Source organism: Pseudomonas sp. FW305-3-2-15-C-LB1 (assembly GCF_058787615.1).
Window position 1 is genome coordinate 190,858 of record NZ_JBYSZX010000012.1, and the last position, 18,090, is coordinate 208,947.

Sequence of the window (18,090 nt, forward strand, 5' to 3'; positions counted from 1 at the left end):
GCGCTTAGTCAGGCTTTTTTCCAGCAGTTTCCATGCGTTGGCACAGCTTGCCCACGCACACCGCGCCGACCACTGCGAGGATGATCGGCACCAGGAAGTCATGGTCGATGCGGGTGAATTCCGCCACCAGCACAATCGCGGTCAGGGGCATGTTCATGCTGGCGGCGAGGAACGCCGCCGCGCCGATGATTGCAAACGCTCCGAGGGGCACACCCGGCCACACCAGGCTCCAGGCGCCGCCGAGGATGATCGCCAGTAACGCGCCATTCGCCAGGCCGGGGGTGAGCAGGCCGCCTTCGGCCCCGGCGCGCAGGCTGCTGGTGGTGATCAGCACCTTGACCACCAGCAACCGTGCGGCCAGGCCGATGCTCAGCTCATTGTCGAAACCCAGTTGCGCCGGGCCTTTGCCGTTGCCGAGAATCTGCGGCAGCAACATTGCCAGCCCGCCGATGACGCTGAAGTTGATCAACGCCAATACCGGCAGGCGCCAGCCTCTGGCGGCGTTCGCCCGCGCAGCGCCGGTGAGGCGGGTGAAACCATAGGCGGCCAATCCAAACACTGGCCCACACACCACGGCCCAGGCGATCAGCACCGGGCTCAGCACAAAATGCGGCACCACGTATTGCGACTCCGCCCCCAGCCCGATCCACGCCACTGCTGCACCAATCGCCGAAGTTGCCAGCGCAATCAGCGCCGCCGGCCAACTGAATGCGCCCACCAGCACTTCCAGTACAAACACCGCGCCGCCCAACGGCACGTTGTACACCGCCGCCAGCCCGGCCCCCGCGCCGCAAGCCACGATCAGGCGGTGCATGGGCGGTTCGAGCCGGGCGTGTCGGGACAGCCAGGTGGCGGCCAGTGCACCGACCTCACGGGGCGCCACTTCACGCCCCAGCGGCGAGCCGAGAGCCACGGTGATGATCTGCAACAGCGCGTGGGCGAGGGTGGTCTTGGGCGGCATGATCGGCATGTGTTCCGACACCGCCCGCTTGATGCTCACCAGCGGGCGGCCGTAGCGATAGAGCGTCCACCACCCCAACCCGGCAACCAGGCCGCATACCACCAGCACCCGCAAACGGCGCTCCGGCGCGGCGGCGGTCACGCCCCCCAGAAAGGTTTCGTGGCTGACCAGGCTGTCGAGACTGTAACCGTACGCCAGGTGCTGAATACCGTGCAGCAGCAGGGCCAGGAGCATCCCGCCCAGGCCCGCGCCAACGCCGGTCAACACGACCACCAGGGCAACAATCAGCGACGAACGCAACGTGGACGGCATAGACGGCTCCAGGCAAGGGCCCTGATTGTATAGCCGATAAGCCGGGCCTCCGGGATCAAATGTATCGGTGCTGCCTGAACCTTGCGCCCACAACATTCCATTACGTTTGCCCGTCCCGTTTTTGGCCGATGTGCCGTCACACACACTTGTTATAGTTCGGGCCTTATCACTCGCCAGTCAGGGATCACTGCCATGTCCGAATACCAAGCTTTCGTCGTCGAACTCACCGGCAACGTTGCCCATGTGCAGATCAACCGCCCGGAAAAGATCAACGCGATGAACGCCGCGTTCTGGACCGAAATCATCGACATCTTCCAGTGGGTCGAAGACACCGACGCCGTGCGCGCCGTGGTACTCAGCGGCGCCGGCAAGCATTTCTCCTCCGGCATCGACCTGATGATGCTGGCCTCGGTCGCCAATGACTTTGGCAAGGATGTCGGTCGCAACGCCCGCCTGCTGCGGCGCAAGATCCTCGAACTGCAAGCCTCGTTCAACGCCGTCGACAACTGCCGCAAGCCGGTGCTGGCGGCGATCCAGGGTTATTGCATCGGCGGCGCCATCGACCTGATCAGCGCTTGTGACATGCGCTACGCCGCCGAAGGCGCGCAATTCTCGATCAAGGAAATCGACATCGGCATGGCCGCCGACGTCGGCACCCTGCAGCGTCTGCCGCGCATCATCGGCGACGGCATGCTGCGCGAGCTGGCCTACACCGGTCGCCAGTTCGGCGCCGAGGAGGCGCGCAGCATCGGCCTGGTCAATCGCGTCTACGCCGATCAGGACAGCCTGTTGGCCGGCGTGATGGAGATTGCCCATGAAATCGCCGCCAAATCGCCGATTGCGGTCACCGGCACCAAGGCCATGATCAGCTACATGCGTGACCATACAGTCAATGACGGCCTGGAATACGTTGCCACCTGGAACTCGGCTATGTTGCAATCCAACGACCTGCGTGTGGCCATCGCGGCCCATATGAGCAAGCAGAAACCCGAATTCGTGGATTGACTGACATGACCCCAGGCTGGATTACCACAACGCTGCTGGACAACGACACCCCTGGCGGCTGGGCCGTCGCCCGCAGCCGCGACGGCTTTTTGCACGACACCAATGGCCCGCTGTTCCCGAGGGAATGGCTCAAGCGCCAGGACCTGTCGGTGTTCGCCGAGCATGGCATCGGCCACCTCGATGGCGAGCCGGTGTACCTGCTGGAGCTCGACTCGGCGGCTGAAGTGCCGGGCTGCAGTTGGCAGGGCCTGCGCGGCTTCATGCTGCAAGGCGATCACACCTTGTACAAAGTGCTGGGCTATGCGGCGCAGATCGGTACTTGGGCACGGGAGCACAGGTTCTGTGGCAGTTGCGGCCAGGCCATGGTCCAGGTGCCACGGGAACGCGCGATGTACTGCCAGGCCTGCGACCTGCGCAGCTATCCGCGGATCTCGCCGAGCATGATCGTGCTGGTGACCCGTGGCGACGAGATCCTGCTGGCGCGTTCGCCACGCTTTGTCACGGGGGTCTACAGCACCCTGGCGGGGTTTGCCGAGCCGGGTGAGTCGGCCGAAGACTGCCTGGTCCGCGAGGTCCGCGAAGAGGTGCAGCTGGAGGTCAAGAACATCCAGTACATGGGCAGCCAGTGCTGGCCGTTCCCGCACTCGATGATGCTGGGCTTCCATGCCGAGTACGCCGGTGGCGACATCGTGCCCCAGGCCGATGAGATTGAGGACGCGCAGTGGTTCAACATCCACGACCTGCCGCCGTTGCCGGCGTCACGCTCGATTGCGCGTTACCTGATCGACCTGTACCTGGCCCGTCGACTAGGTCACGCTGAACCAGTGTTGCCAGGCTAGACGCACCGTCAGGCCGAGGACCACGGTGATAAACACCGGGCGAATGAATTTGGCGCCGCCGCTGATCGCGCTGCGTGCGCCAAAGAATGCGCCGCACATCACTGAAACGCCCATGGCCAGGCCGACGATCCAGTCCACCGAACCATTGACGATGAACACCGTCAGCGCCGCTGCGTTGCTGACAAAGTTCATGCTGCGCGCCACGCCGCTGGCCTTCACCAGGTCGATGGGGTGCAACAGCATCGTGCTCACCGTCCAGAACGCCCCGGTGCCCGGGCCTGCCACGCCATCGTAGAAGCCCAGGCCGAAGCCCTGGGTGGCTTGCCACTTCTTCTTGATCGGCGCGTCGGCATCCAGCGGCGCCTTGGGCGTGCCGCCGAACAGCAGGTACAGGCCACAGGCGAACACAATCACTGGCAGCATTTTGTTCAGGGTTTCGGCCGGTAAATAATGGGCGACCACGGCGCCACTCAGTGCGCCGACCAGCGTACCAACGATGGCGTGCACCCACTGGCGCGGGTGGAACAGTTTGCGGCGATAGAAGGTGAAACTGGCGGTGGCCGAGCCGAAGGTGGAACTGAGCTTGTTGGTGCCCAAAACCAAATGCGGTGGCATGCCGGCGGTGAGCAGGGCGGGTGTGGTCAGCAGGCCGCCGCCACCGGCAATGGCGTCGATAAAACCTGCGATGAAGGCAACCACCGCCAGGATGGCGAGGGTGGTGAGGTCTACGCTGAGTTCGAAGGGCATGGGCAGGGCTTATTCTTGGCAGGCGCTATGCGAAAGGCCGCCATCTTACTCGCGGGGAGTCTGCAAATCCAAATGTGGGAGGGGGCTTGCCCCCGATTGCGGTGTTCCAGCTAACTCATCTGTAGCTGATCCACCGCTATCGGGGGCAAGCCCCCTCTCACATTGTTACTGCGTCGACTTACGATCGATGTGTTTCGATCCACTCCAACGCCGTACGCCAGATACAAATCCCGAGGAAATACGCCGACATCACCGACCACAACCCAAACGTCCACGGGTTGGTATTCGGGTAATCCACCACCATCAAGAAGCTGCACAGCAACCAGATCGTGGTCACCGCGATGTTGATCGGCATGAACCGCTTCACCCGGAACGGGTGCAGGAACTTCATCGGCGTCACGGTCAGCAGAGCCAGGCCAATCACGGTGAGCAAGGTGACCCAGGCTTCCGGCTGGATGATATACACGCACAGCGCCACCACGTTCCAGGCGGCGGGGAAGCCGACGAAGTAGTTGTCCTTGCTCTTCATGTTGACGTTGCAGAAGCAGAACAGCGACGACACCAGGATCACCGACACCGTGAACAGGTGGGTAAAGTCCGGCAGGTCGATATAGCGGTAGATAAACAGTGCGGGAATGAACACATAGGTGAGGTAATCGATCACCAGGTCCAGCACCGAGCCGTCAAAGCTTGGCAATACCGTGCTGACATTCACCCGGCGCGCGAGCGAGCCATCGACCCCGTCCACCACCAATGCCAGGCCAAGCCACAGCAGGCAGGCCTTCGGCGAGTTTTCCAGCAGCGCCAGGGTGGCCAGGAAGGCCAATACCACACCGGTGGCGGTGAAGCCGTGGGCGCCCCAGGCTTTGAGTCTGGCTACATGCAGGGTCGATATCACGGGCGGTTCTCCAAAAGGTGAAACGGGGCAGCCGACAACGTGACGCCGTCGAGTCTGGCCGGGGAATGCAGGTATCGACCGGGAAGGGGGTAAGAAGGTTCACCACCCCGGCGTATCACTTAGCGTAGCAAGCGTAAGACATTTCGGCATCAACCCTGGCGGAACACCAGTGCCTTCAAGCCACTTTGCGGGTCGATATCCGGAAACTCCGGCGGGTTTGCCAGGCGCTCCACAAAGTTCAGGCCCGGCGCTTCGCGGGTCACGCCGTCGATCAGGAAGTCTTCGCCGAAGGCCGGGTCGTTCATGCAGGCCAGCACGGTGCCCTGTGGCGTGAGTAAATCCGGCAGCCGGCGCAGCACACGTTGGTAGTCCTTGGTCAGCAGAAAGCTGCCTTTCTGGAACGAGGGCGGGTCGATGATCACCAGGTCGTAGGGGCCGCTGTTGGTAACCTTGGCCCAGGACTTGAACAGGTCATGGCCCAGGAAACTCACCTTGCTCAGGTCATGACCGTTGAGACGATGGTTGTCGCGGCCACGGCTCAAGGCGCCGCGGGCCATGTCCAGGTTCACCACATGCTCGGCGCCGCCTTCGATGGCCGCCACGGAAAACCCGCAGGTGTAGGCAAACAGGTTGAGCACACGCATGCCCCTGGCCTGTTCGCGCACCCAGTTGCGGCCATGACGCATGTCGAGGAACAGCCCGCTATTCTGTTTCTTGCCCAGGTCGATCAGGTAGCGCAGGCCGCCTTCGACGATGATCTGCTCTTCGACGGGCTCACCTACCAGCCATTCGGTGGTGCTTTGCGGCAGGTAGCGGTGTTGCAGGGCCACGGTATAACGGCCGAACTGGCTGCGCAGCAGCTGTTTCAGGGCGTCCAGTTGTGCCGCGTCGGGCTCCTTGAACAACGACACCAGCAATACGCCTTGCAACCAGTCCACCGTCAGTTGCTCCAGGCCCGGCCAGCAACGACCACGGCCGTGGAACAGGCGGCGGGTTTCGCTCGGCGGAGTCTGCAGGGCAGCGAGCAAATGAGCGTGCAGGGTGGCGAGTGCTTCTGGGTTCATCGTTAAACGTCATTGATTGAGCGGGCGGCATTTTAAACACAGTTGCAGGGTTGCGGGTGGCTTGAGCACAACGTGCTGCAAAAAAGTGAGTTGGCAGTGATTCATGCTCAAAATGCTGAAATCAGCGCTTGAGAACAGGCAAAAAATCCTTCGGTGCCGACATAAACTGGAAAAAAAGCCTGGAGGTGCCCATGAACGGTTTCACGACAGCGGTGATTGACCAGCAAGAGCTGGATGAATGGCGCGAAGCCCTCGCCTCACTGGCGGCGAACGCCGGCCCGGCACGGGCGCGCCAGATCCTCGATGTGCTGGCCCAGGATGCCAGTGCCCCGCACATTGACTGGAAACCGCGCCACGGCACGCCCTACATCAATAGCATCCGCGTCGAGCAGCAGCCGGCGTTTCCGGGCGATCTCGCCACCGAAGAACGCCTGGCTTCACTGGTGCGCTGGAACGCCCTGGCCATGGTGGTGCGCGCCAACCAGGCCTATGGTGAACTCGGCGGGCATATCGCCAGTTACGCCAGCGCGGCAGACTTGTTCGAGGTGGGTTTCAACCATTTCTTCCGTGCCCGCAGCGACAGCTTTGGCGGTGACCTGGTGTTCTATCAGCCGCATTCCGCGCCTGGCATTTATGCGCGGGCGTTCCTTGAAGGCCGCTTGAGTGAAGCCGACCTGGCCCACTATCGCCAGGAGATCGGCGGGCCCAAGGGAGGCGCACGCGGCCTGTCCAGCTATCCCCACCCCTGGCTGATGCCGGATTTCTGGCAGTTCCCCACCGGTTCCATGGGGATCGGCCCCATCAGTTCGATTTTCCAGGCGCGCTTCATGCGCTACTTGCAGCATCGCGGCTTGCTGGACACCACTGACCGCCACGTCTGGGGCGTGTTTGGCGACGGCGAGATGGACGAGCCGGAAAGCATGTCCGCCTTGACCCTGGCCGCCCGTGAAGGCCTGGACAACCTCACCTGGGTGGTCAATTGCAACCTGCAACGCCTCGACGGCCCGGTGCGCGGCAACGGGCGCATCATCGATGAACTGGAAGCCTTGTTTGCCGGCGCCGGTTGGAACGTTATCAAACTGGTGTGGGGCTCGGACTGGGATGCGTTGTTGGCCAAGGATGCCGACGGTTCGCTGGTCAACACCTTGTCCAGTACGGTTGACGGCCAATTCCAGACCTTTGCCGCCAAGGACGGCGCCTACAACCGCGAACACTTCTTTGGCCAGAGTGAATCCCTGGCCCGGCTGGTCGAGGGCCTGAGCGACGAACAGATCGACCGCCTCAAGCGTGGCGGCCACGACATGGTGAAGATTCACGCGGCCTACCACGCGGCGCGGCAGGTCAAGGGCAAGCCCACGGTGATCCTGGCCCAGACCAAGAAGGGCTTCGGCATGGGCGAAGCCGGGCAGGGCAAGATGACCACCCACCAGCAGAAGAAACTCGACCGCGATGCACTGATCGCCTTCCGCAATCGCTTCCAGTTGCCGCTGACCGATGAGCAGACCGAGTCCCTGAGCTTTTTCAAACCGGCAGACGACAGCGTCGAACTGCGCTACCTGCACCAGCGGCGCAACGCATTGGGCGGCTACGTGCCCAGTCGCAGCCAGGCCGCCGCGCCTGTCGCCGTGCCGGCGGTATCGGGCTACGCCGGTTTTGCCACGGCCGCCGACGGCAAGGAAATGTCCACCACCATGGCATTCGTGCGCATGCTCACCAACCTGCTCAAGGACAAAGCCCTGGGCCCGCGCATCGTGCCCATCGTCGCCGATGAAGCGCGCACCTTCGGCATGGCCAACCTGTTCAAGCAGATCGGCATCTATTCCAGCGTCGGCCAGCGCTACGAGCCGGAAGACATCGGCTCGATCCTCAGCTACCGCGAAGCCACCGACGGGCAGATCCTGGAGGAGGGCATCAGCGAAGCCAGCGCCATCAGCTCCTGGGTTGCCGCGGCCACCAGTTATTCAGTCCATGGCCTGCGCATGTTGCCGTTCTACATCTATTACTCGATGTTCGGCTTCCAGCGCGTCGGCGACCTGATCTGGGCCGCGGCCGACCAGCGCGCCCGTGGCTTCCTGCTCGGCGCCACGGCCGGGCGCACCACCCTCGGTGGCGAGGGCTTGCAGCACCAGGATGGCAGCAGCCACCTCACGGCGGCCACCGTGCCCAACTGCCGCGCCTACGACCCGGCGTTTGCCGGTGAATTCGCGGTGATCCTCGACCACGGTATGCGCCAGATGCTGGAGCACGATGTGGACGAGTTCTACTACGTGACCCTGATGAACGAAAACTACCCGCAGGCGAGCCTCCCGGAAGGCGTGGAGACGGCGATCATCAAGGGCATGTATCGCTTGCAAGGTACGGTCGATGCCAAGGTGCGCCTGTTGGGTTCCGGCACGCTGGTGCGCGAGGCGCAAGCGGCGGCGCAGTTGCTGGCGCAGGATTGGCAGGTGGCGAGCGAGGTGTTCAGCGTGACCAGTTTCAGCGAACTGGCGCGGGAAGCGCGGGAGGTGGAACGCTGGAATCGCTTGCATCCGCAGCAGAAGGCACGTGTCAGCCACTTGGCTGAATGCTTGCCCAAGGGCGCGCCGGTGGTGGCTGTGTCCGACTACGTGCAGGCTGTGCCGCAGATGATCGGTTCATATCTGGATTCCAGCTACACCGTGCTCGGTACTGACGGATTCGGGCGCAGTGATACACGGGCGGCGTTGCGCGATTTCTTTGAGGTGGATCGCCATCATCTCGTGCTGGCAGCGTTGACGGCGTTGGTGGAGCAGGGGCATCTGCAAGCGCGGGTGTGCCAGGAGGCTATCGAGCGTTACAACGTGCAGACTGAGCGCGGAGCCTCCTGGAACGGCTGAGTTAAAAGCTGGCTATCAGTGGAGGCCCAAAAGCCTCCCTGATAAACCCCGGCGCGATATACCGCTCGTAATGCGCCTCGGACAACAGGAAAAACTCCCGGTCAATCGCATCGCGCAGATCCGCCAGGCTGCGCTCGCGAAACTCCGGCAGCAACCCCAACCCATACGCCTCCAGTCTGGAAATCACTCTAGCCCCCCGCGCAATCAGCTGGTACGCCCAGCAATAGGGCGATTGGTGCGGCACAAAGCGGATCTTGCGATTCTCCAGTTGCTGGCGCAGCAGGTGCGCGTCGAGCACCTGCAGCTTGCTGGCCATTACCTGCACCAGCAGTTGCTCCAGGCGCAGCCACACCGCCTGTTTTTCCTCGGCGTTGTAGCCGTTCCACTGGATCACTTCGTGGTGATAGCGTTTGCAGCCGCGGCAGACCAGGTCTCCGTAGACGGTGGAACACAGGCCTATGCAGGGGGTCTTGATGGTTTGATTGGGCATAAGAAGGCAATTTGCAAAGATTTATCGCGCACCGCAACCGATGTGGGAGGGGGCTTGCCCCCGATTGCGGTGCATCAGTCACTGAAGCTTGAGCTGAACGAACGTCATCGGGGGCAAGCCCCCTCCCACATGTGGAGTCAGTCCCAGCTCAGCGCGCCGCCAGTCTGGTACTCGATCACACGGGTCTCGAAGAAGTTTTTCTCTTTCTTCAAGTCCATGATCTCGCTCATCCAGGGGAACGGATTCGTCGTCCCTGGATACTCTTCCTTCAACCCAATCTGCGACAAACGACGGTTCGCGATGAACTTCAAGTAGTCTTCCATCATCGCCGCGTTCATGCCCAACACGCCGCGCGGCATAGTGTCGCGAGCGTATTCGATCTCCAGCTGCGTTCCTTGCAGGATCATCTGGGTCGCTTCTTCCTTCATCTCGGCATCCCACAGGTGTGGATTTTCGATTTTGATCTGGTTGATCACGTCGATACCGAAGTTCAGGTGCATCGACTCATCGCGCAGGATGTACTGGAACTGCTCGGCGACGCCGGTCATTTTGTTGCGACGGCCCATGGACAGGATCTGGGTGAAGCCGCAGTAGAAGAAGATGCCTTCCAGGACGCAGTAGTAGGCGACCAGGTTGCGCAGCAGCTCTTTGTCGGTTTCGACGGTGCCGGTTTCGAACTTCGGATCGGAGATCGAGCGGGTGTACTTCAGGCCCCAGGCGGCCTTTTTGGCGACCGATGGGATCTCGTGGTACATGTTGAAGATCTCGCCTTCATCCATGGCCAACGATTCGATGCAGTACTGATAGGCGTGGGTGTGGATCGCTTCTTCGAAGGCCTGGCGCAGGATGTACTGGCGGCACTCCGGGTTGGTGATCAGGCGGTACACGGCCAGCACCAGGTTGTTGGCGACCAGGGAGTCGGCGGTGGAGAAGAAGCCGAGGTTGCGCATGACGATGCGGCGTTCGTCGTCGGTCAGGCCTTCGGGGTTTTTCCACAGGGCGATGTCGGCGGTCATGTTGACCTCTTGCGGCATCCAGTGGTTGGCGCAGCCGTCGAGGTACTTCTGCCAGGCCCAGTCGTACTTGAACGGCACGAGTTGGTTGAGGTCGGCGCGGCAGTTGATCATGCGCTTTTCGTCAACGGCGACGCGGGCGGAGGCGCCTTCGAGTTCGGCGAGGCCTTCGGCGACGTCGAGTTTGTCGAGGGCGGCCTTGGCGCGGATGATCGCGGCGGAGTCGTTGGCGGTCACATTACGGGCTTCCAGCGCAGCCGCGGCGCCGGCACCGTCGAGGCGGTCCATGTTGGCTTCGCTGGCGTGGCCGGCATTGGCGCCCTTGATCACCGCTGCACCGGTGTCTTCGTTGTCGACTTCATCCCAACTCAGCATGGAAATGCTCCTTCCTGGTATTCGAAAAATAAGTGTTTTTGCAGGCTTCAGGCATTGAAATACTGCGCATAGTGTGGTCGATAAATACCGAGGCTGCACACTATGTAGTGGTCTATTCTGTTTGTGGGCACACTATATGGTGTGTAACAAGACTGGTCAACGTGCAGGAATCACGTTGGCCTGCTTTAAAGGCTGATCTTGATCTGCGCGCACAACCCACCTTCCGGCCGGTTGCTCAACGTTAACGAGCCCCCGATCGCCACCACCAGTTGCTGGGCAATCGCCAGCCCCAGGCCGGTGCCGCCGGTGCCGCGGTTGCGTGAGCTTTCCACGCGGTAGAACGGCTGCATCACCTGCACCAGTTCGTCCTCGGCAATGCCCGGGCCGTTGTCGAGTACCTTGATCGACAGCTCGCCATCGGCGGTCGAACCGACCTCCAGCTGCGCGGCGCCGGCGAACTTGAGGGCGTTGTCCACCAGGTTCACCAGCACCCGGCGCAGGGCGTGAGGGCGGGTGTCGAGAACTACCGCGCTTTTGCCGCTGAGGCTCACCTGTTTGTGCATGTCCTGGTAGTCGAACACCAGGCTGTCAAGGAAGGCGTCGAGGTTGATGCGGTGGCTGGCTTCGGTGGCGCCGTGGACGCTGCGTGCGTAGGCCACGCCCTCGCGCACCAGGTGCTCCATCTCCCCGAGGTCGCTCCACAGTTTGTCGCGTTCGGCACAATCCTCCATGAATTCGGCGCGCAGTTTCATGCGGGTGATCGGGGTTTGCAGGTCATGGGAAATTGCCGCGAGGATCTGCATGCGTTCCTTCAGGTATTCGGCGATGCGTTGTTGCATGGCGTTGAACGCAACCGCGGCATGGGCTACTTCGGTGGGGCCTGTTTCGTCCAGCGGCGTGGGGTGAGCGTTAGGGTCCAGGGTCTCCACGGCGCGCGCCAGGCGGGTCAGCGGGCGGATGGCCAGGCGCACGGCGAACCAGGTGCAGCCCAGCAGCAGCGCCAGTTGCAGCACCAGCACCACCGGCAGCCAGTACGCGACGGGCAGCATGGAGGGGCGCACGTCGAGGGTGATCGGGTTGCCGTCGGCCAGGGTCAGGTGCGCCTGGAAGTGCTTCTGCATCCCAGGGATGTCGCGAAAGGTCAGCGCGTAGTGTTCACCCAATGCATCGGCAATCGAGGTGGCGGCCATGGGCACGTCGTCGCTGCGCATCGGCTCGCCAGTTTCGCCGGCGTTGAGCAGGTAGCGGTAGTTTTGCCGATCCAGGCGCGGCAGCCAGCTGGCGCGCTCGTCGGCGGGCAGCCGGTCGAGGATCGCCACCGAGGTGGCCACGTCGTTTTCCAGGTTCCCCAGCATGGCGGTGCGCGCGCTGATGTAGCGCTCATAGAACTGCGCGCTGAAGGACAAGCCATGGGCGCACACCAGGCTGATCAAGAAGATCAGCGACAACTGTGACGCCAGGGTACGCGGCCAGCCAAACCTTAAGGTCATTGCTCGGCCTCGAGGATTTCCACCGGCAGGGAGAACACGTAGCCCTCGCTGCGCACGGTCTTGATGTAGGCCGGTTCGCGGGCGTCGTCCAGCAGGCGTTGGCGCAGGCGACTCACCAGCAGGTCGATGGAACGGTCGAACAGATCGGCGTCGCGGCCCTGGGTCAGGTTGAGCAACTGGTCGCGGTTGAGCACGCGCTGGGGGTGATCGAGGAACACCCGCAGCAAGCGGTATTCGGCGCCGCTCAGGGCGACCAGGGTGTCGTCTTCGTCGAGCAGGTGGCGGGCGGTGGTGTCCAGGCGCCAACGGCCGAAACGGATCAGCCGCCCGGTCTCGCTGACCACCAGGTTCGGCGGCAGCATCCGCGTGCGGCGCAGCACCGCGTTGATGCGCGCCAGCAGCTCACGGGCGGCGAACGGTTTGACCAGGTAATCGTCCGCGCCCATTTCCAGGCCGATGATGCGGTCGGTTTCATCGTTGCGTGCGGTCAGCATCAACACCGGCGTGGCTTTGTGCTTGCCCACCCGCAGCTCGCGGCACAGCTGCAAACCGTCGTCGCCGGGCATCATGATGTCCAGCACGATCAGGTCCACCGGGGTGGTCTCGAGGAAGCTGCGCATCTGGCGGCCGTCGGCGACCACGGTGGTGCGCAAGCCGTTCTTCTTCAGGTAGTTGCCCACCAGTTCGCGGATTTCCCGGTCGTCATCGACGATCAGGATGTGATCGACATGATCCATGCTGCCTTCCTCGTTAAATGCTCGTTGGGACGCAGTCTAGCCACTGGCGCTGGCCTTGCCTTGTACCCTTTGTATTGCAGTGTATCTGGCGATAAGGAGATACATGACGAAGCAAAAAGGCTGGTGCGACAGGTTTTATCCCGCTGCATAGCCGATAAACGGTTATGTACTAATAAATTTCTAATATTTCTAGTGAATAGCCACGGCCTTGGCTGGAAGCGAGCAGGTTGCGCCCGCGCAGGCGGTCGAGGGCTTCGTTGAGGGTGCACTTGCTCATGCCCTCTGATGCAACGCATCACGGCTGCTCTGCTGCTGGGTGTGGCGGTGCGGTGCGCGAGGGTTGGTTGCGATCAGTCTGTGGGGTAGGGTGTCACGGCACCTTCCAACAAAAACAAGGATCGGTTCATGCTCTTCACCTTCCGCCGTACCCTCCTGGCCGCCACCCTGGCCGTGTCCTTCGCTGTGCCGGCCTACAGCGCCGAGCCCCATAAACAGATCCAGGCCCAATCCGAACACTACAAGGCCGACGCCCTGAAACTGCTGGAGCGCCTGGTAAATATCGACTCGGGCTCAGGTTATGAACCGGGCCTGACCCAAGTGCGCGACATCGCCGTGGATGAGCTGAAACAGCTGGGCTTTTCCATCGAGCTGGTGCCGGACAAAGCCGCCAACAACAGCCACGTGGTCGCCACCCTCAAGGGCACCGGCAAAGCCAGAATCCTGTTGATGGCCCATATGGACACCGTGTTCAAGGAAGGCTCGGCCGCCGAGCGCCCGTTCCACATCAAGGACGGCCGCGCCTATGGCCCCGGCGTGATGGATGACAAAGGCGGCATCGTCGCCGGCATCTACGCGCTCAAAGTCCTCAAGGACCAGGGCTTCAAGGACTACGCGCAAATCACCTTCCTGCTCGATGCCAGCGAAGAAACCGGCTCCGACGCCGCCTCCGAGCTGATCCGCCAAACCGCCAAGGCCCACGACGTCACCCTCAACCTCGAACCCGGGCGCCCGGCCGATGGCCTGGTGGTGTGGCGCAAAGGCAGCGCTACCGCCGTGGTCGAAGTCAAAGGCAAAGCCGCCCACGCCGGCGTCGCCCCGGAACTCGGCCGTAACGCCGCCATGGAAGCGGCGCACCAGATCCTGCAACTGGGCAAGCTGGGGGATGCAGAGAAGAAAACCACCATCAACTTCACCGTGATCAAGGCGGGCGACCGCACCAACGTCATTCCCGACCAGGCCACCGCCAAGGCCGACGTGCGCGCGGCATTGCCGGAAGAGTTTGACCGCATCGAGAAGGACCTGGCACGGGTGTCGGCCAACAAGCTGATCCCCGAGACCGACGTGAAGACCAGCCTGCAGCGTGGGCTGCCACCGATGCCGCAGACGCCGGAGTCGGACAAGCTGGTGGCGATTGCCCAGGGGATTTATGGGGAGTTGGGCAAGACGTTGACGATTGAAGGCAGTGGCGGTGCGGCGGATGCCAGCTTGTCAGCCGGGGTAGGGACGCCGACGTTGGATGGGTTTGGGATTGTTGGCGGGAATATTCATACGCCGGAGGAGTATGCGGAGGTGGAGAGTGTGGTGCCGCGGGTTTATCTGTTGAGTCGGATGATTATGGAACTTTCGAAGCGGTGATTTTCTGCTGATTGACACCCTTTTGTGGTGAGCAGGCTTGCCCTGCGTTGGGCTGCGTAGCAGCCCCAAAACAGACAATGCCGGTTTATCAGAAAACACTCATCGCCTGGAGTGGGGCCGCTTCGCGGCCCAACGCGAGCAAGCTCGCTCGCCACATAAGCGGGTATCGCGTCCTTTGGCACCGGTTAGATTTTTTCATTTTTAATTTTGGGGGTTCTGTTTTTAAGTGTTGATACAACATGCCTCAACCAAGTTAGGCCGTCGGGCCATTCGCTGCGATAATAATAGTAGCAACCTATATCGCTGAATAAATAAGCTTCCAACTCTTGCTCTGTCTTTACGCTGCGCATTAGCTTATCTAGTTCTGTTTGTACTTTTAATATCGTGTCTTCAGATGAGTCGGAGATGAAAAACTCAATAACATCGTCTGCTTTTTCGTGGTCGTCAACCCAGTCTTGATTGAAGTAACCAGCAAAAAACTGTTGTAGTTCGGGATAGTCTTGGTTCATGGGTTTGGAAATCCAGTATGAATTCGGTAACCAGTATGCATGTTAGGGGCTTTACGGATTATCAGGTAAATTTCCTTTCCCGAAACGGCTGATGTGCTGTTCTTTTTGAAACTTGTACCTACGGGATGTTTGGTTTTTTGAATGATGACGATTTGATTGTTTTTCCCTTTTAAAAAGTTATCGATTTTGGCTTTGTTTTCATCCAGTACGGTCGATATTTCCCGCTCTGCTGTTGCTCTGTCATGGAAGGTTGAGGCGGCTGGGATGTGTGGCTCTTGCTTTAAACGTTCCAATAATTGTTTGTCGCTTCTACCTATGTGTTTTTCCATTAAATGTCCTCCTGCTTTCTCATGTGCAGTTAAACCCCCTCCTGGAACTATTATGCTATATGGACCTTCAGGACAGTTTCCATTCGTACAGCTTAGACCTAAGGGATCTATCCATCCCGTCGGATTGGGCACGTACTGGTAAGCATTGATCCCACCCGCCAGCTTCACCGGGTCCGGCGTCAGATACCGACCAGCATCCGGATTGTAGTAGCGATGGCGGTTGTAGTGCAGCCCGCTTTCCTGATCGAAATACTGACCCTGGAAGCGCAGCGGGTTGTCGACTTTTCCGATGTCGAGGCGGGTGATTTCCCCGTAGGCACGGTAATGCGCCGACCAGACGATTTCGCCGTCTTGGGCAGTGAGTTCCTGCGGCGTGCCAAGGTGGTCGAGTTGGTAGTGGTAGGCCTTGGTTTCCTTGGGGCCGAAGCCTTCCAGCAAGGCTAGCGGACGGAAGCTGTCGGGTTCGTAGAGATAGCTGCGATGCCGATCCGCATGGTGTTCGGCAATCAGTTTGTCGCCTTGCCAGAAGAACTCTTTGGTGATGCCGTCGACGGTTTTACTGATACGCCGCCCAAACGGGTCGTAGCGGTAGCTGGCGGTCTGGCCGTTAGGTTTTTTAATACCGATCAGACGATGCTGGCAGTCGTAGCGGTATTCGGTGACGAGTTGATGGCCTTTGCCGCGTCGTTCGCGGACGAGGTTGCCGAATGCGTCGTAGCCGATTTACCTGAAGACCTCATCGCCTGGATTGGGGCCGCTTCGCGGCCCAACGCGAGCAAGTTCGATTGCCGCAAGTGGGGAGGCTGGTTTTTTAGAAATCTTCGATACTTACCCAGGCAGATGCCGGATACGCTTGTTTTCTTAATTTTCCGATCTTGGCAAGTCGTAGTAGTTTTTCAAACATGTCAATAAGACCTGCATGAACTTTCTCTGATTAATTACGGGTGCGCTGAAATAGGTTGCCATGCTTTTGAAAACGGCATCAAAATTGTTATTGATGGCTAAGAAATGTGTGATCGAGGCAATGAACCACTCCTGCTCACTCCTCGTATAATCGAGAAATTCTGGTTTGGTTAACTCGTCAAAAAGATCTGCAAGTTCTTTTTCATTATTTACGTCTTTTGATGCAATTAGTTTCTCTCGCTCTAAGTCATCAGTGTTTTCAATGTCGTAAGTGAACAGTAGTCCACGGATTATTGACATGCTAGGCTTGTTTTTCATTTTGGTCATTTCTCCGTGTATGCAGTTTTTGGGTGGCCTTGGTTGTTTAATATCACCCTTGCTTTACGTTGTTGGCTATATTCCATTCCCTCTCTTGAGTATCCTTCGCCAACAATTTTTCCCATATTCATTGGTTCTAATGATGCAGCGTGTCCGTTTCGTCTAAAAATAAGCTGGGCTCGGTATATCGAGTTTAGCTGATCCCTATGGCTGAGATAGTGTGTTGCAGCGGGTGGGTATTTAGGTTCCCCTGTGTTTGGGCCCGATGTGTAGCGCTCAATAATTCCTGTCGTCGGGTTTCTTGCGGTATTTAATCGTTCGAGCTGAGACTCGAGTGTCGTTTGTGCGCCGTGTTTTTCCAGGAAATGTGCTCCCGGCGTTGCCTTCTCAAGCTCGTCCAGACGCTTATAGGCGTTCGCTTCGGCAAGCTCATCAATTCTTGCCTGACGCTCAGCACGAGTCAGTTGGGGTAACGCGGGCTCTCCGTCATTGACGCTTGGCGAAGAGCGTTGAGAAATGGCGGCTTGCTTGCAACCATCTCCGCCAGGACATGAGCTCAGCCCTAATGGATCTACCCATCCCGTCGGGTTGGGTACGTACTGGTAAGCATTGATCCCACCCGCCAGCTTCACCGGGTCCGGCGTGATGTAGCGACCAACATCCGGATTGTAGTAGCGATGGCGGTTGTAGTGCAGCCCGCTTTCCTGATCGAAATACTGACCCTGGAAACGCAGCGGATTGTCGACTTTTCCGATGTCGAGTCGGGTGATTTCCCCGTAGGCGCGGTAATGCGCGGACCAGACGATTTCGCCATCCGGGGCGGTGAGTTCCTGCGGGGTGCCGAGGTGGTCAAGTTGGTAGTGGTAGGGCTTGGTTTCCTTGGGGCCGAAGCCTTCCAGCAAGGCCAGCGGACGGAAGCTGTCCGGTTCATAGAGATAGCTGCGGTGCCGATTGGCGTGGTGTTCGGCGATGAGGTTGTCGCCTTGCCAGAAGAACTCGGTGGTGATGCCGTCGACGGTTTTGCTGATGCGGCGACCAAACGGGTCGTAGCGGTAGCTGGCGGTCTGGCCGTTAGGTTTTTTAATACCGATCAGACGATGCTGACAGTCGTAGCGGTATTCGGTGACGAGTTGATGGCCCTTACCGCGTCGTTCGCGGATCAGGTTGCCGAAGGCGTCGTAGTCGTAATGATGGTCGCCTTGGATCATCAGGCGGTTGCCGGCGACGATGTCCGGGCCGGGGCGGTTTTGCATGAGCAGGTTGCCGGCGGGGTCGTGGCCGAAGCGTTCCTGATCGGCTTGGGTGTGGTCGGCGCGGGTGAGGCGGTTGAGTGGGTCGTAGTGGTAGCGGTGTTCACCTTTGCGGGTGTCGAGCAGGCGGGTGAGGTTGCCGGATTTGTCGTAGTCGTAGTGGCGGCGGTATAGCGGGCCTTCGGCATCAACGATGCTCTGGTTGAACAGGCGGCCTTGGTGGTCATGTTGGTAGTGGCTGAACAGTTGGCCTTGTTGGCGTTGCTGTTCGCGACCAGCGTTGAACAGGTGTGAGGTGAGAACGGCGCCGTTCAGGTCGACGGTGGCGAGGTGGCCGCCTTTGTCGTGATTGAAGGT

General features: G+C 60.3%; 14 protein-coding genes and 1 pseudogene. 4 read left to right on the plus strand and 11 right to left on the minus strand.

Translation table 11 applies throughout. The annotated features are described in order from the left end of the window. Positions 1-4: 4 nt before the first annotated feature. A complete protein-coding gene (locus tag AC3WP7_RS22100; protein WP_102592969.1) occupies positions 5-1,273 on the minus strand; it encodes a chloride channel protein in 1,269 nt (422 codons plus the stop codon). Between the two features lie 192 nt (positions 1,274-1,465). Here AC3WP7_RS22100 and AC3WP7_RS22105 point away from each other — a divergent pair, with 192 nt between their 5' ends. After that, positions 1,466-2,278 carry a crotonase/enoyl-CoA hydratase family protein gene (locus AC3WP7_RS22105; protein ID WP_058427606.1) on the plus strand — a complete coding sequence of 271 codons (813 nt, stop codon included), beginning with the start codon at positions 1,466-1,468 and terminating at the stop codon, positions 2,276-2,278. Positions 2,279-2,283: 5 nt separating this feature from the next. Continuing rightward, a complete protein-coding gene (gene nudC / locus AC3WP7_RS22110; RefSeq protein WP_093530337.1) occupies positions 2,284-3,117 on the plus strand; it encodes an NAD(+) diphosphatase in 834 nt (277 codons plus the stop codon). Here nudC and AC3WP7_RS22115 read toward each other — a convergent pair. From AC3WP7_RS22115 to AC3WP7_RS22125, 3 genes are all read right to left on the minus strand, one after another. Continuing rightward, complete coding sequence (locus AC3WP7_RS22115) at positions 3,085-3,864, minus strand: TSUP family transporter (RefSeq protein WP_092249127.1); 780 nt, start codon at positions 3,862-3,864, stop codon at positions 3,085-3,087. The two genes, nudC and AC3WP7_RS22115, sit on opposite strands and share 33 nt — an antisense overlap. Before the next feature lie 178 nt (positions 3,865-4,042). Then, a complete protein-coding gene (gene pcsA / locus AC3WP7_RS22120; RefSeq protein WP_058427603.1) occupies positions 4,043-4,762 on the minus strand; it encodes a phosphatidylcholine synthase in 720 nt (239 codons plus the stop codon). A gap of 149 nt (positions 4,763-4,911) precedes the next feature. After that, the gene (locus tag AC3WP7_RS22125; protein WP_092249130.1) at positions 4,912-5,826 is read right to left on the minus strand and encodes a class I SAM-dependent methyltransferase; all 915 of its coding nucleotides are present in this window, start codon (positions 5,824-5,826) and stop codon (positions 4,912-4,914) included. Positions 5,827-6,017: 191 nt separating this feature from the next. Here AC3WP7_RS22125 and mdeB point away from each other — a divergent pair, with 191 nt between their 5' ends. Then, a complete protein-coding gene (mdeB, locus tag AC3WP7_RS22130) occupies positions 6,018-8,684 on the plus strand; it encodes an alpha-ketoglutarate dehydrogenase (RefSeq protein ID WP_102592968.1) in 2,667 nt (888 codons plus the stop codon). Position 8,685: 1 nt separating this feature from the next. Here the strand turns inward: mdeB and AC3WP7_RS22135 are convergent, their stop codons facing one another. From AC3WP7_RS22135 to AC3WP7_RS22150, 4 genes are all read right to left on the minus strand, one after another. Continuing rightward, positions 8,686-9,174: a DUF1289 domain-containing protein gene (locus tag AC3WP7_RS22135; RefSeq protein WP_092249136.1), complete on the minus strand. Its 489-nt coding sequence runs from the start codon at positions 9,172-9,174 to the stop codon at positions 8,686-8,688. A gap of 137 nt (positions 9,175-9,311) precedes the next feature. Next, complete coding sequence (locus AC3WP7_RS22140; RefSeq protein ID WP_076955315.1) at positions 9,312-10,562, minus strand: ribonucleotide-diphosphate reductase subunit beta; 1,251 nt, start codon at positions 10,560-10,562, stop codon at positions 9,312-9,314. A gap of 185 nt (positions 10,563-10,747) precedes the next feature. After that, on the minus strand, positions 10,748-12,052 hold the full coding sequence (locus AC3WP7_RS22145) for an ATP-binding protein (protein ID WP_071490715.1): 1,305 nt from the start codon (positions 12,050-12,052) through the stop codon (positions 10,748-10,750). Beyond that, positions 12,049-12,789: a response regulator gene (locus AC3WP7_RS22150; RefSeq protein ID WP_093128579.1), complete on the minus strand. Its 741-nt coding sequence runs from the start codon at positions 12,787-12,789 to the stop codon at positions 12,049-12,051. The genes AC3WP7_RS22145 and AC3WP7_RS22150 overlap by 4 nt, the downstream gene beginning before the upstream one ends. A 405-nt stretch (positions 12,790-13,194) precedes the next feature. Here AC3WP7_RS22150 and AC3WP7_RS22155 point away from each other — a divergent pair, with 405 nt between their 5' ends. Continuing rightward, complete coding sequence (locus tag AC3WP7_RS22155) at positions 13,195-14,424, plus strand: M20/M25/M40 family metallo-hydrolase (RefSeq protein WP_102593282.1); 1,230 nt, start codon at positions 13,195-13,197, stop codon at positions 14,422-14,424. A 185-nt stretch (positions 14,425-14,609) separates the two neighbouring features. Here the strand turns inward: AC3WP7_RS22155 and AC3WP7_RS22160 are convergent, their stop codons facing one another. The 3 genes and pseudogenes from AC3WP7_RS22160 to AC3WP7_RS22170 form a co-directional block, all read right to left on the minus strand. Then, positions 14,610-14,933 (minus strand): contact-dependent growth inhibition system immunity protein, encoded by a 324-nt coding sequence (locus AC3WP7_RS22160; protein ID WP_093514677.1) that lies wholly within the window; start codon positions 14,931-14,933, stop codon positions 14,610-14,612. Then, positions 14,930-15,979, minus strand: a pseudogene (locus AC3WP7_RS22165) (RHS repeat-associated core domain-containing protein); the annotation flags it as partial. The gene AC3WP7_RS22160 and the pseudogene AC3WP7_RS22165, both read right to left, overlap by 4 nt. 509 nt (positions 15,980-16,488) lie before the next feature. Then, the coding region (locus AC3WP7_RS22170) for an RHS repeat domain-containing protein (protein WP_492599331.1) at positions 16,489-18,090 on the minus strand (1,602 nt) is incomplete at its 5' end.

Excerpts from the sequence above, each read along its gene's own strand:
- AC3WP7_RS22100 (WP_102592969.1), bottom strand. The coding sequence starts at position 1,273 with ATGCCGTCCACGTTGCGTTCGTCGCTGATTGTTGCCCTGGTGGTCGTG.
- AC3WP7_RS22105 (WP_058427606.1), top strand. The coding sequence starts at position 1,466 with ATGTCCGAATACCAAGCTTTCGTCGTCGAACTCACCGGCAACGTTGCC.
- nudC (WP_093530337.1), top strand. The coding sequence starts at position 2,284 with ATGACCCCAGGCTGGATTACCACAACGCTGCTGGACAACGACACCCCT.
- AC3WP7_RS22115 (WP_092249127.1), bottom strand. The coding sequence starts at position 3,864 with ATGCCCTTCGAACTCAGCGTAGACCTCACCACCCTCGCCATCCTGGCG.
- AC3WP7_RS22125 (WP_092249130.1), bottom strand. The coding sequence starts at position 5,826 with ATGAACCCAGAAGCACTCGCCACCCTGCACGCTCATTTGCTCGCTGCC.
- mdeB (WP_102592968.1), top strand. The coding sequence starts at position 6,018 with ATGAACGGTTTCACGACAGCGGTGATTGACCAGCAAGAGCTGGATGAA.
- AC3WP7_RS22135 (WP_092249136.1), bottom strand. The coding sequence starts at position 9,174 with ATGCCCAATCAAACCATCAAGACCCCCTGCATAGGCCTGTGTTCCACC.
- AC3WP7_RS22140 (WP_076955315.1), bottom strand. The coding sequence starts at position 10,562 with ATGCTGAGTTGGGATGAAGTCGACAACGAAGACACCGGTGCAGCGGTG.
- AC3WP7_RS22145 (WP_071490715.1), bottom strand. The coding sequence starts at position 12,052 with ATGACCTTAAGGTTTGGCTGGCCGCGTACCCTGGCGTCACAGTTGTCG.
- AC3WP7_RS22150 (WP_093128579.1), bottom strand. The coding sequence starts at position 12,789 with ATGGATCATGTCGATCACATCCTGATCGTCGATGACGACCGGGAAATC.
- AC3WP7_RS22155 (WP_102593282.1), top strand. The coding sequence starts at position 13,195 with ATGCTCTTCACCTTCCGCCGTACCCTCCTGGCCGCCACCCTGGCCGTG.
- AC3WP7_RS22160 (WP_093514677.1), bottom strand. The coding sequence starts at position 14,933 with ATGAACCAAGACTATCCCGAACTACAACAGTTTTTTGCTGGTTACTTC.